The following is a 12,750-nucleotide window of genomic DNA, read 5'->3' as shown; positions in this document are numbered from 1 at the left end:
AGGTGCTGCATCGGTGGGCCGTCGATCTGGCTCATCTGCCCCTGCTGTCCGGTGCAGTGCCCGCGGTCGCGTCGACTGCAACCGCTGTCGTGACGGCTGTGCTGCTCGTCGCTGTCGTACTGCGGGTCAGGCGGGGCCGAGCACTGGGAACGGTGTTCGGCCCGCTGAGTGCTCTCGGTCTCGTGGCGTCGCTTCTGGTCGCGGCGACGGTGCTCACCAATCTGACCGTCACTCGATACCCGACGGTGGCCGTGGCGCTGGGCCATCGACCGGCAGTCCAGACCGAGGGCACCGGCAGGTTGATGGATGTGGACGTGCCCGGCACGGTGTCGCACTTCGCCGCTCGACCCGCGACCGTCTACCTTCCGGCGTCGTACGACGCCGGAGCGAGCGACCTACCGGTGCTGGTGCTTCTCACCGGCCAACCCGGCCATGTCGTCGACTGGATCGAGGGTGGTCGTCTGGCCCAGACGATGGACGCCTTCGCAGCACGTCACGGCGGTGCGGCCCCGATCGTCGTGGTGGCCGACGGCCTGGGTGACACCGAGGCAAATCCGATGTGCATGGATTCGGACCTCGGAAATGCCGCGACGTACCTGTCCGTCGATGTGCCGCACTGGATTCGGTCGAACTTTCGGGTGTCCTCGGATCCGAGAGCCTGGGCGGTGGGCGGCTATTCCTACGGGGGAACGTGTGCGCTGCAATTGGCGGTGACGGCACCGTCGGTGTACCCCACCTTTCTCGACATCTCCGGTGAGGACGAGCAGCGCCGGGGGACGAGAAGCGAATCCGTCGCAGCGGCATACGGCACGGACACCCCGGCGAACGAAGCGCGTTTCGAGCGCACGACGCCGCTGAACATACTCTCGCGCAACAGCTTTCCCGATTCGGCCGGTGGCTTCGTCGTCGGTGCCGACGACGAAGAATTCCGGCCGCAGACCGAGCGCGCGTTCGAGGCTGCAGTGGCATCCGGTGTGGACGCGCACTACAGCGAGTTGCCCGGTGGCCACTCGATGCAGGTGTGGGCTCCGGCGCTGGAGCAGGAAATGGACTGGCTCGGTGGGCGTTTGGGGCTGCTCGGCTGAGCGCCCGGGCTTGTCGTCACCGACACCGCGGCATGCTCGTACCTTGGTCGGTGCCGTACCGATGGCCGTGACCGGCACCGACATCGAGGGCGGCCGCCAGATCGACGGACGTCTGGACGAAACTCACGAAGGGCAGCCACATCGGCGTCGGTGCGTCGGGTCGGGTGGTCGACGTGTCAGGCGGTGACCACAGTAGGTCGGCAGACCACCGAACGACGGGGTCCGAGGAATTGGCGAGTACCGTTGCGCCGTCGGTGTCGACGGCTCCGGCGGGTGGACCCGCCCATACGGCACCGCAGATGCGCGGATCCGTATGCCGGAGAGACAGATACGCGTCGCTTCCCGCTACCGAACCCAAACTCTGGCCGTACACGATGATCTGCGGCGGTGTCGAGCTCGTGGCCGCGCGTGCTGCGACTGCGCGGGCAACCGCATCTGCCGACCGCCGTGCGTCGTCCTCGGCGAACACGAACGTCGCCCAGCTCGGTTTGTTCGAGTACTGCACCGCCACGGTCGCGACGTCCCCGCCGAATCTGCTTTCGGCACCGGTGACGGCATTTTCGTCCACCCAGCCCGATCCGGTCGGTATCGCAACAACCACGACACTGCGATCGAAAGCGCCGGCGCGTTCCATGTCCGCTACGGCCAACTCGACCCGCTGATCGAGGGTGGCAGCCGAGTCGAGCCCCACATAGGTACGTACGGTGCTGGGGTCGAGGCCGCCGGTGGTGAATTTTCTGCCCTCTCGGCCGAGAGTGCGCCACGGCACGAGTGAGTTCGGACTTCCTGATCTCGCCACAGCCACGGGTGCGGTCACCGCGTCGTCCAGCGCCGAGTTCGAGGCCGCGAAAGAACTGGACATGGCCGACCAGAGCGCGGGCACGGCAACGAAATACGACAGCACGCCGACGACACCGATCAGGACGACCGATCGAATGCTGCCCATCGCAGTGCACATTCTCCGGATAGCAAGACCGATTACCCACAGGGTGAGAGCAACGCATGTCGCTCCACCGACTACGTCGACGGCATAGTGCCAGTCCACTGAGGGCGTACCCATCGAAACTCGTAACCGGTTCTGCCACTGAATATTCGAGAGAATTGCACCCGTCGAGATCAGTGCTCCAACGCCTGCTGTCCAGGCCTGCGCTCGGAGTCGAGCAGGTCGCCGGGTGCCGAGTGCGCGCCGAGCCGACCACGCGACGGCGAGGGCGATTGCCATCGATACGCCGGTCAACAGAGCCTGGGTGACAGCTGGACGGGGGAGCAGCGCAGGGGCCGACGACGCCAACATCGCGGCAGTGAGAGCGACGGAGGTCCCGACGCGCGGTAGCCGTACGCCCGTCGACGGCTGGGGTTCGATGTCGGATCGTGCAGCACCGATTCGTCCGGAGGCTCCGGTGACCGAGGTGATCATGCGCGTTCGCCGATCTCGGGTACCGACACTCGCCTGCGCAGGTATCGGCCCGCCGACAGGGCCGACAGCGCAATCAGTGCGATGCCCGCGCCGACCGACGCAAAGGGCAACGCGGGTTCGGCCACCGGTGCGCCGAAGGACTGTCGCCAGGAATTGACGTCGACGGCCGCGGCAGCCACCGATGCGGCGGCGTCGCAGACCTGGCGAGGCCCGTCGTCGGCCCGGTCCGTGCAGGCGGCGTGCATACGCTCTTCCAGCTGGGCATCGATCGATCTGCGCCACTGCGGGTCCACTGTCGTTCCTGTCGCCGCGGCGTACCGAATCAGGTCGTAGCCCAGATCGTGGGCCCTGCATGCGGAATCGAAGTCGGACGGCAGCGGAACGGGCGACGAACAGTCGCCGTGTGGGTTCTCTGCCATGTCGTCCTGCACCCGAGGCCGGTACCCCATCACCGACCCGAAGTCGTCGGGGATGGTCAGGGCGGCGGTGTCCGCGGACTCGGTGACCAGTGCGTGCACCGAGACCGCGACAGGTGAAGTGAAGTCGGCAGCGGGCGGTGTCGATGCCGCGCCGGTCGTTGCCGTCACCGCTACGATCGCTGCAGCCGTGCACATCACGGCGCGAGAAGTGTTCCTGTTCATGGCTTTCGACGCTAGGGAGCGATGTACCCGTCGAACATCGGACCGAAGTCTCGTTCTGCAGCGCCCGTGGAGGGCGTTCGGGGAGCGACCCGAGACCCCGGTAGTGGATCGAACTGATACTCAGGTATGACGACCTGGTCGGCTCACACTCCTTAAGCTCGGTCCGTGCGTAAGAACAGAGCGACAGAACCCGGCACCGGCGTAGTTCGGCGTCGAGTGCCGACTCGCATTGCCGGCTTCCGCTCGATCGACGTACTGATCGTGGCTGTCACGGCGGTGCTGTATTCGATCTCGTGGCCGACATTGCCGTTGACACATGATGTTTCGGGACCGTTGCTGCCGATCGTCGGCGCGCTCGCCGCGTTTCCGTTCGCGTTGATCCGCATCAATCCCGCACTCGGGTGGGCGGTCTCGGCGCTGTCCGCACTGGTGATTCCGGTGGCGTTCGATCGCGTGCCGGGCTACGACTATCCCTGGCAGGTAGTGCACATTCTCGTTCTGCTGTCGTTGTTGTTCGCCGTCGCTCTGAGATCGCCGCCGTCGCTGCTGCTCGTAGCCTGGTTGTCCAGCGTGCTGGTGTTCTTCACCTGGATACCGGGCTCGGACAGCTGCACGGCATGTTTCGAGGATTCCGAAGGCAGGGTCGGCTGGTCGGTGGGTCTGACCGCAGTCGTGGTGTTCGGACTGTTGATCCGCTGGCTCGTTCTCTCCCGCAGGCAGCTCGCGCAGCAAGAGGAAGTCAGTGAACTCGAGCGCACCCGACGCACCGTTCTCGAGGAGAAGGCAAAGATCGCCCGGGATCTGCACGACGTCGTTGCACACCACATGTCGATGGTCGTCGTGCAGGCGCAGAGTGCGCCGTATCGGCTCGATGACGTATCTGTCGCCGCAGCAAAGGAATTCGAGTCGATCGCAGTTACCGCACGGGAAGCGCTCAACGAGATCCGGGGGATGCTGGGGGTGCTGCGCAGCGACGGACAGCAGTGGCAGGACGCACCGGCACCGAATGCACTGGACCTCGAACGTACCCTGCAGGCGAGTCGCAAGGCAGGTATGGATGTGCGGTGGACTGTCACCGGTCCGGTCGATTCGATCTCCGACACAACAGGTTTGGCGCTGTACCGAATTCTGCAGGAGTCGCTGTCCAATGCTGCCCGGCACGCCCCCGACGCCGCGGTGACCGTCGACATCACGGTCGGGCCGAGCACGGTGGTCATGACCGTGGTCAATGCGCCGTCACCGAGCAAAAGTGTCGGACGCACCGCTGGAGCCGATACCGGTGGGCACGGGATTGCGGGTATGCGCGATCGTGCGCGCGCGGCGCACGGCTGGCTGCATGCCACCGCTCTGCCCGACGGCGGGTTCGAGGTCGCGGTGCACGTTCCGAACGGCATGCCGATCTCGACGGCACCGGTTGTCCGGAACGATCTCGCCTAGGCTGTTGCGCGTGGCTACAACGGTGTTCATCGCCGACGACCAAGCAATGGTGCGGCAGGGGTTCGGTGCGCTTCTCGGTGCTCAGGCCGACATCTCGGTCGTCGGAGACGCCGACAACGGCAGGACCGCGGTCAGCGAGGTCGCCCGGTTGTTGCCCGACGTGGTGCTGATGGACGTTCGGATGCCCGAGATGAACGGTCTCGATGCCGCTCGCGCAATTCTCTCTGCGTCACTTCCGTCGCCGGTGCGCATTCTGATGCTGACGACGTTCGACATCGACGATTACGTCTACGAGGCCCTGGCACTCGGTGCTAGTGGCTTTCTGCTCAAGGATGCACCGGCCGAGGAGTTGATCAGAGGTGTTCGGGTCGTCGCCGCAGGCGACGCGTTGCTGGCACCGTCGGTGACGAGACGGCTCATCGCCGACGTCACCTCCAGGCGGGGAGCGCGGCGACACACCTCTGGGCGTCTGAGCGATCTGACTCCGCGGGAACGCGAGGTTCTCGAACTCGTCGCCACCGGCATGTCCAACTCCGAGATAGCGGGTTCACTGTTCCTGGCCGAGCAGACCGTGAAAACGCACGTGGGCAAGGTTCTTGCGAAGCTCGGACTGCGCGACCGCGCCCAGGCGGTGGTACTGGCGTACGAGACCGGTGTCGTCACCCCGAAGTGAGGACCGAACGATACCGACGCGCGCAGCATCCCACGCCCGATTAGGCTGACGTCCGTCACCGGGTCCGCTTCACGGACCTGCGAGCAGAGAGGCGAAAATCGATGCGCATCGGAGTTCTGACCGGAGGCGGCGATTGCCCAGGGCTCAACGCGGTGATTCGCGCAGTCGTACGCACCGCGGACGCGCGGTACGGCTCCACTGTCGTCGGTTTCCAGGACGGATGGCGCGGGCTTCTCGAAGACCGTCGGGTGCAACTGCGCAACGACGACCGCAACGACCGGTTGCTCACCAAGGGCGGCACGATGCTCGGCACCGCGCGCACCAATCCGGATGTGTTGCGCGCCGGACTCGACCGGGTCAAGCAGACTCTCGAGGACAACGGCATCGACGTGTTGATCCCGATCGGTGGCGAAGGGACCCTCACCGCGGCAGCGTGGTTGTCGGAAGAGGGTGTGCCCGTGGTCGGTGTGCCCAAGACGATCGACAACGACATCGACTGCACCGACGTCACATTCGGCTTCGACACGGCGCTGACGATCGCCACCGATGCGATCGACCGCCTGCACAGCACCGCAGAATCCCATCAGCGCGTGATGCTCGTCGAGGTGATGGGTCGGCACGCGGGGTGGATCGCTCTGCACGCCGGCCTGGCGTCGGGTTCGCACATGACGCTCATCCCCGAGCAGCCGTTCGACGTCGAAGAAGTGTGCACGTTGGTGCGCAAGCGTTTTCAGCGTGGAGACTCGCACTTCATCTGTGTCGTGGCCGAGGGTGCCAAGCCGATGGAGGGCTCGATGAAGCTTCTCGACGGCGGTATCGACGAGTTCGGCCACGTTCGATTCACCGGGGTTGCCCATCAGCTCGGTGTCGAGATCGAGCGCCGCATCAACAAGGAAGTACGTACCACGGTGCTGGGCCACGTCCAGCGCGGTGGAACGCCGACGCCGTACGACCGTGTTCTCGCAACACGATTCGGCGTCAACGCGACCGATGCGGCCCATTCGGGAGACTTCGGCAAGATGGTCTCGTTGCGCGGCACCGAGATCGGCCTGGTGTCTCTGGCCGAGGCCACCAAGCAACTCAAGCGGGTACCGCAGACCCGATACGACGACGCCGCCGCGTTCTTCGGGTGACTCCGGTGCGACGGCGTGAGCCGTCAGATGCGACCGGCAGCCTCTTGGATTTCGGCCTCACGTTCCTCGGTCTCGCGGCGTAGTTCGCGCCGTCGCCGCGCTGCCTCGAAACGCTGAGCACCGACCTCGGTGGTCGGCGTCAACTGAGGCAGTGTCTTCGGCTTGCCGTCGTCGCCGATCGCGACCATGGTGAAGTAGCAACTGTTGGTGTGGCGTAATTCACCGCACTGAATGTTCTCGGTTTCCACTCGGATGCCGACCTCCATGGAGGTGCGGCCGGTGTAGTTGACCGACGCAGAGAACGTGACCAGTTCTCCGACGTGGATGGGTTCGCGAAACACGACGCGATCGACCGACAGAGTCACGACGTAAGCCCCCGCGTAGCGACTGGCGCAGGCGTACGCCACCTGGTCCAGGAACTTCAGGATCGTGCCGCCGTGGACGTTGCCGGAGAAGTTGGCCATGTCGGGTGTCATCAGCACGGTCATGGCCAGTGTCTGTTTCTCTGGTGGAGTCACCCGTGCACGGTAACGAGTGCACGTGGTTACTCGCGCGTCGTACGGGAGTGGAGCCTGCAGGAACGACCCAGGTCGACGGTGCATAAACTACTGACCATGACTGCTGCAACCGTCGATTTGATCGATTACGACGATGTGCTCGCCAAGTTCGACCCCGTGTTGGGCATGGAGGTCCATGTGGAGTTGGGCACGGCGACCAAGATGTTCTGCGGCTGCCCCACCGAGTTCGGTGCCGAGCCGAACACGCAGGTGTGCCCGGTGTGCCTGAGCCTTCCCGGCGCGCTTCCGGTGGTGAACTCTGCTGCGGTGGAGTCGGCGATTCGGATCGGGCTGGCGCTCAATTGCTCGATCACCCCGTGGGGACGGTTCGCTCGCAAGAACTACTTCTACCCGGATCAGCCGAAGAACTATCAGATCTCGCAGTACGACGAGCCCATCGCGACCGAGGGCTACCTCGATGTGCTGCTCGACGACGGCAGCACGTTTCGAGTCGAGATCGAGCGTGCGCACATGGAGGAGGACACCGGTAAGTCGACGCACGTCGGCGGGGCGACCGGCCGCATCGAGGGCGCGTCGCATTCGCTGCTCGATTACAACCGTGCCGGTGTGCCGTTGGTGGAGATCGTGACCAAGACCATCACGGGAACCGGTGCCCGTGCGCCCGAGGTCGCACGTGCGTACGTCACCGCGCTGCGTGACCTGTTGAAGTCGCTGAACGTGTCCGACGTGCGGATGGATCAGGGCTCGTTGCGCTGCGATGCCAACGTGTCTCTGATGGCGAAGACGGCAACCGAATTCGGCACGCGCACCGAGACGAAGAACGTCAACTCGCTCAAGAGCGTCGAGGTTGCCGTTCGGTACGAGATGCGGCGTCAGGCAGCGGTTCTCGAATCGGGCGGAGAGGTGACGCAGGAGACTCGGCACTTCCAGGAGTCGGACGGCACCACCACTGCAGGCCGCAAGAAGGAAACCGCCGAGGACTACCGCTACTTCCCCGAGCCCGACCTTGCGCCCGTCGCTCCCGACGCGGCCTGGATCGAGGAGCTCCGGACGACGTTGCCCGAGCTGCCGTGGTTGCGCCGCGGTCGGATTCAGAAGGAGTGGGGCGTCTCCGACGAGGAGATGCGCGACCTGGTGAACTCCGGTGCGCTCGAGCTCGTCGCGGCGACGGTCGAGGCGGGTGCGTCGGCACAGGCGGCGCGGTCGTGGTGGGTGTCGTACCTGGCTCAGCAGGCCAACATCGCCGGCGTCGAACTGACCGATCTGTCCATCACTCCGGCTCAGGTTGCCCAGGTGGCCGCGTTGGTGGCCGACGGCAAGCTCAACAACAACGGTGCCCGTCAGGTGGTGGACGGGGTGCTGGCGGGTGAAGGCGAGCCTGCGCAGGTCATGGCGGCGCGCAATCTCGTACTGGAGAAGGACGACACCAAGTTGCAGGCGGCCGTGGACGAGGCGCTCGCAGCGAATCCCGGTGTGGTCGAGAAGATCCGCAGCGGCAAGGTTCAGGCCGCCGGGGCCATCGTCGGTGCGGTGATGAAGGCGACACGCGGTCAAGCCGATGCCGCTCGCGTCAAGGAACTCGTACTCGAGGCCTGCGGCCAGCCCTGATCACGGCCGAGAAAGACTGCGGCCGAGCGCGATACGCGCTCGGCCGCAGTCGTCTCTCGCTCAGTCGAAGCCGCCTCCGCCGCCGCCGGGGAACGGCACCTTGACGACGCGGTCGTCGGTGGGTCCGACGGTCGGCCCGTTCTTGTTGACGGTGCCCACCAGGATCTGGCCATCGGCCGAACTCGTCGCACCGTTCAACTGGCCGTACTCGTCCTGGATGAGCAGTGTCGGTTCGGCCGAGACAGCTCCGGTGTTCGGGTCCGTGGTCAGTGCTGCAACAGCTTTGGCCGTCGTGAGGGCTACTGCCACTCCACCTGCGCCCGCTGCGCATCCGGCAACACCGGGACGGTCCGGCCACGTCCACACCGGGTTGAACACCGCACCGAGAGTGTCGATGCGCTGCAGGCGATCCTCGAGCGCCGTGCGGTCGGTGACGTAGATGTTTCCGGTGCCGTCGGTGCAGACGTCGCCCGCCGTACCGATGCCGCTCAGTGCGATCTGCGGGCGCGGCGGGTTTGTCGTCGGAGACAGCGAGGTGACCCGTAACAGCTTGCCGGACAGGGAGTTCGGGCTCGCAGCCGCAGCTGGATCGCCATTGTCGCCGGTGAGCACGAGTAGTTCGTTCGGTGTGTAGAAGTCGATCGCTCCGCGATTGCCCGTCGCGCCGCGGGGGATGCCGGTCAGGATGTCCTTGGGTACGTCGCCCTGAGCGAGTCGGACCACCCTGGTGTCCGCGGATGTGGTGATGAGGGCGTAGAGCAACCCGTCCTCGATGTACGTCGGAGACAGCGCGATGTCGAGAAGGCCGCCGTCACCGGTGCCGTCCACGTCGACTCGGGCCACCTCGACCGGCGTCCGGCCTGCAGCGACCTCCATGATGCGACCGGTGCGACGCTCGGCAACCAGTGCCGACTGTCCATCGGGGAGCGCAACGAGCCCGCCCGTGGTATCCAGACAGGTCGCGATCACCGCCGAATCGGGGTCGACGCAGGGACCGGACGGCGGGGGCGGTGCGCCCGGATCGGACGGCGGTGGCGTCTCGCTGGGGGTGGTCGGCTCCAGTTCGGCCGCACCCACCTCAGGCGCAGGAGTGAACGGCGTCGCGTTCGAGTCGTCGAAACGGGCGCACCCGGCGAGCAGGGCAGCGGTCATCGACAGGGCGACGACGGCAGCGGTTGCAGTTCGTGGCGACGCTCCGACCGGCTTCATACTTCGAACGTTACGGAACGTCGGGGGAGACTCGCCACGCGGCTGTGAGCGTCGACGTCGGTGAGGAGCGCTCATCGGCTCTACTGTGGAGAGGTGACCGATACACCGCGCGACCCCAACCGGCCGGATCCGTCGTACGAACCGGCCGAGAGCCCGTACGACAATCCCACGGAGAAGATTCCGCCCTCGCGCTCTACCTCCGAGACGTCGGCGTCCGAGCACACCGACGCCTCGGGTACGCCGACCACGGCGTTCGGGGCTCAGCGCTCGGACCGACTGCCGCGAACCGACGACGAACTCGATTTTCCGTACTCGTCTTCGTCCGACGCACGCTCGGCCGATGCGCAGCCAACGGAGAAGATGCAGACCTATCGACCCTCTGCGTTCGCCGATACGCCGACCGACCGTCCGTCGACGTCGGACAGCACGTCGTCGAGTGCGTACTCCGATCACTCCACCGAATACCTCGGGACCACCCCGGCCGCTGCGCCTGCGGCGGCCCTCGCCCCGGAGCCCGAGGTTCGTACCGAGACCGTCGAGGTTCCCGCACGCCGCGGCAGCACCGACCTTGGTCTGTTCGTCCTTCGCGTCACCATCGGAGCGGTGTTTCTCGGTCACGGACTGCAGAAGCTCGTCGGACTGTGGGACGGCCCCGGTCTCGACGGATTTCAGAACCTGCTGGAGAGTTCGGGATTCCGCTACTCGGAAATCCTCGCGATCGCGGCCGCGGCGGGCGAAACCCTCGGTGGAGCACTGCTGATCCTGGGTCTGGCAACACCACTGGCAGGCGCGGCCGTGCTGGCCACGATCATCAACGCCTGGTGCTTCAAGCAGGCCGTCGAGCCCGGATTGCAATTCTCCGGCACCGGCGGCGTCGAGTACGAGACGGTCCTCGGCTTCGCTGCGGCCGCGATCATCCTCACCGGTCCGGGACGCATCGCGTTCGACGGCCGACGAGGATGGGCAACCCGGCCGCGGATCGGTTCGTTCCTCGCGCTCGCCGTCGGCATCGCCGCAGGCGTGTGCATCTGGATCTTCCTCAACGGGGCCAACCCCGTCGTCCGCTGACCTCGGACACGCACCCGACCACGTGAGCGGAACCTCGTAGCCTGCTACGAGGTTCCGCTCACGTGTTTTTCAGCCTCAGGGGACGTAGCGAACGGCACCCTTGTCCGCCGATGTCGCCAAGGCGGCGTATGCGCGCAGAGCAGTGGTGACCGTGCGCTGGCGATCGACGGGCTGCCACGGCCGCTCGGACGCGTTCATCTTCGCGCGTCGCGTCTCGAGGGTCTCGTCGTCGACGAGGATCTCGAGGGTGCGAGTGGCGACGTCGATTCGGACCTGGTCGCCGTTCTCGACGAGCCCGATCACACCGCCCGCAGCGGCCTCGGGGGAAATGTGCCCGATGGACAGTCCCGAGGTTCCGCCGGAGAAGCGGCCGTCGGTGATCAGGGCGCAGACCTTGCCCAGTCCGGCACCCTTGAGGAAAGCCGTCGGGTGGAGCATTTCCTGCATACCCGGACCGCCCTTGGGTCCCTCGTAGCGAACGACCAGCACGTCACCGGGCTGAATCTTCTTCTGCAGGATGGCCGAGACGGCTTCTTCCTGCGACTCGACGACCAGCGCCGGTCCCTGGAAGGAGAACAGGTCCTCGTCGATGCCCGCGGTCTTGAGGATCGCACCGTCGACGGCGATGTTGCCGCGCAATACCACCAGGCCACCCTCGACCGTGTAGGCATGCTCGAGATCGCGGATGCAGCCGCCTGCGGCGTCCGTGTCGAGCGAGGACCAGCGGTTGCTCGTGGAGAACGGTTCGACGGTGCGGACACCGCCTGGGGCGGCGTGGAACAACTCGACGGCCTCGGCGGACGCTTTGCCGGACCGGATGTCCCAGGTGTCGAGCCATTCGTCGAAGCTCTTCGTGTGCACGGTCGAGACGTCGGTTTCGAGCAGGTTCGCCCGTCGCAATTCGCCGAGGAGAGCCGGGATTCCGCCGGCGCGGTGCACGTCTTCCATGTGGTAATCGGAATTGGGGGAGACCTTCGACAGGCACGGGACCTTGCGACTGATGGCGTCGATGGAGTCGAGGTCGAAGTCGACCTCGCCTTCCTGTGCAGCAGCGAGGGTGTGCAGCACCGTATTGGTGGATCCGCCCATCGCCACGTCGAGTGCCATGGCATTGCGGAACGCGGCCGGAGTGGCGATGTTGCGGGGGAGGACGGATTCGTCCTCGTCGCGGTAGAACTTCAGCGCTGCCTCGACGATGGTGGTGCCTGCGCGTGTGAACAGCGCGCGGCGGGCCTCGTGAGTGGCCAGGGTTGAGCCGTTGCCGGGCAATGCCAGGCCGAGCGCCTCGGTGAGGCAGTTCATCGAGTTCGCGGTGAACATGCCCGAGCATGACCCGCACGTGGGGCACGCGCTGCGCTCGACCTCGTCGAGGCCCGCCTCGGACACGGCGTCGTTGGCGCTGGCGGAGATCGCGGTGATCAGGTCGGTCGGTGCCTGCGCGACGCCGTCGACGACCACCGCCTTGCCTGCCTCCATCGGTCCACCGGAGACGAAGACGGCCGGGATGTTCAGGCGCATCGCGGCATTGAGCATGCCGGGAGTGATCTTGTCGCAGTTGGATATGCAGACGAGTGCGTCGGCGGTGTGGGCGTTGGCCATGTACTCGACGGAGTCGGCGATGATCTCGCGGCTGGGCAGCGAGTACAGCATCCCACCGTGGCCCATGGCGATACCGTCGTCGACGGCGATGGTGTGGAACTCCCGGGGAACGCCGCCTGCAGCTCGGACGGCGTCGGCGACGATCTCGCCGACGTTCTTCAGATGCACGTGGCCGGGGACGAACTGGGTGTAGGAGTTCGCGATGGCGACGATGGGTTTTCCGAAGTCCGAATCGGTCATTCCGGTGGCGCGCCACAGCGAGCGTGCGCCCGCGGCATTGCGTCCGACAGTGGTGACCCGTGAGCGTAGCGGCGGCATAGTGCGTTGTCCTCGTTCGTTGCAGCGGTTTCTCGCATCGACGA

Annotated in this window: 11 protein-coding genes; 6 read left to right on the top strand and 5 right to left on the bottom strand. The window is 66.0% G+C overall.

The window, feature by feature from the left end; translation table 11 throughout:
- The first annotated feature begins 2 nt into the window (after nt 1-2).
- Complete coding sequence (locus AB0366_RS12820; protein WP_366244228.1) at nt 3-1,085, top strand: alpha/beta hydrolase-fold protein; 1,083 nt, start codon at nt 3-5, stop codon at nt 1,083-1,085.
- Nucleotides 1,086-1,101: 16 nt separating this feature from the next.
- On the opposite strand, the gene AB0366_RS12815 is transcribed toward AB0366_RS12820, so the two are convergent.
- Nucleotides 1,102-2,502 (bottom strand): alpha/beta-hydrolase family protein, encoded by a 1,401-nt coding sequence (locus AB0366_RS12815; protein WP_366244226.1) that lies wholly within the window; start codon nt 2,500-2,502, stop codon nt 1,102-1,104.
- A complete protein-coding gene (locus tag AB0366_RS12810; RefSeq protein ID WP_366244225.1) occupies nt 2,499-3,143 on the bottom strand; it encodes a hypothetical protein in 645 nt (214 codons plus the stop codon). Before AB0366_RS12810 ends, AB0366_RS12815 begins: the two co-directional genes overlap by 4 nt.
- 216 nt (nt 3,144-3,359) lie before the next feature.
- Between AB0366_RS12810 and AB0366_RS12805 the strand changes: the two genes are divergently transcribed.
- The 3 genes from AB0366_RS12805 to AB0366_RS12795 all read left to right on the top strand — a co-directional run bounded on the left by AB0366_RS12805 (nt 3,360) and on the right by AB0366_RS12795 (nt 6,386).
- Nucleotides 3,360-4,580: a histidine kinase gene (locus tag AB0366_RS12805; protein ID WP_366244435.1), complete on the top strand. Its 1,221-nt coding sequence runs from the start codon at nt 3,360-3,362 to the stop codon at nt 4,578-4,580.
- Between the two features lie 10 nt (nt 4,581-4,590).
- Complete coding sequence (locus AB0366_RS12800; protein WP_121870197.1) at nt 4,591-5,253, top strand: response regulator transcription factor; 663 nt, start codon at nt 4,591-4,593, stop codon at nt 5,251-5,253.
- A 101-nt stretch (nt 5,254-5,354) separates the two neighbouring features.
- Nucleotides 5,355-6,386: an ATP-dependent 6-phosphofructokinase gene (locus AB0366_RS12795; RefSeq protein WP_032397750.1), complete on the top strand. Its 1,032-nt coding sequence runs from the start codon at nt 5,355-5,357 to the stop codon at nt 6,384-6,386.
- A gap of 23 nt (nt 6,387-6,409) precedes the next feature.
- On the opposite strand, the gene AB0366_RS12790 is transcribed toward AB0366_RS12795, so the two are convergent.
- A complete protein-coding gene (locus AB0366_RS12790; protein ID WP_170946068.1) occupies nt 6,410-6,874 on the bottom strand; it encodes an acyl-CoA thioesterase in 465 nt (154 codons plus the stop codon).
- 126 nt (nt 6,875-7,000) lie between these two features.
- Here AB0366_RS12790 and gatB point away from each other — a divergent pair, with 126 nt between their 5' ends.
- Nucleotides 7,001-8,512, top strand: coding sequence for an Asp-tRNA(Asn)/Glu-tRNA(Gln) amidotransferase subunit GatB (gatB, locus tag AB0366_RS12785; RefSeq protein ID WP_366244224.1), 1,512 nt, complete (start codon nt 7,001-7,003; stop codon nt 8,510-8,512).
- 60 nt (nt 8,513-8,572) lie between these two features.
- Here the strand turns inward: gatB and AB0366_RS12780 are convergent, their stop codons facing one another.
- Entirely contained in the window at nt 8,573-9,721 is a 1,149-nt protein-coding gene (locus AB0366_RS12780; protein WP_366244223.1) for a PQQ-dependent sugar dehydrogenase, read from the bottom strand.
- Nucleotides 9,722-9,814: 93 nt separating this feature from the next.
- Here AB0366_RS12780 and AB0366_RS12775 point away from each other — a divergent pair, with 93 nt between their 5' ends.
- Entirely contained in the window at nt 9,815-10,789 is a 975-nt protein-coding gene (locus tag AB0366_RS12775; RefSeq protein ID WP_366244222.1) for a DoxX family protein, read from the top strand.
- A 75-nt stretch (nt 10,790-10,864) separates the two neighbouring features.
- On the opposite strand, the gene ilvD is transcribed toward AB0366_RS12775, so the two are convergent.
- Nucleotides 10,865-12,706: a dihydroxy-acid dehydratase gene (gene ilvD, locus AB0366_RS12770; protein ID WP_121870192.1), complete on the bottom strand. Its 1,842-nt coding sequence runs from the start codon at nt 12,704-12,706 to the stop codon at nt 10,865-10,867.
- Nucleotides 12,707-12,750: the final 44 nt, after the last annotated feature.

Origin of the sequence: Rhodococcus sp. NPDC076796 (assembly GCF_040702765.1) — a bacterium.
Classification (GTDB): domain Bacteria; phylum Actinomycetota; class Actinomycetes; order Mycobacteriales; family Mycobacteriaceae; genus Rhodococcoides.
Note: the sequence above shows the minus strand (reverse complement) of the source record. Positions and strands in the feature narration are given on the sequence as shown.

Coding starts and splice junctions, on each gene's coding strand:
- AB0366_RS12815 (WP_366244226.1), bottom strand. CDS start 2,502: ATGATCACCTCGGTCACCGGAGCCTCCGGACGAATCGGTGCTGCACGA.
- AB0366_RS12810 (WP_366244225.1), bottom strand. CDS start 3,143: ATGAACAGGAACACTTCTCGCGCCGTGATGTGCACGGCTGCAGCGATC.
- AB0366_RS12795 (WP_032397750.1), top strand. CDS start 5,355: ATGCGCATCGGAGTTCTGACCGGAGGCGGCGATTGCCCAGGGCTCAAC.
- AB0366_RS12790 (WP_170946068.1), bottom strand. CDS start 6,874: ATGACCGTGCTGATGACACCCGACATGGCCAACTTCTCCGGCAACGTC.
- gatB (WP_366244224.1), top strand. CDS start 7,001: ATGACTGCTGCAACCGTCGATTTGATCGATTACGACGATGTGCTCGCC.
- AB0366_RS12780 (WP_366244223.1), bottom strand. CDS start 9,721: ATGAAGCCGGTCGGAGCGTCGCCACGAACTGCAACCGCTGCCGTCGTC.
- ilvD (WP_121870192.1), bottom strand. CDS start 12,706: ATGCCGCCGCTACGCTCACGGGTCACCACTGTCGGACGCAATGCCGCG.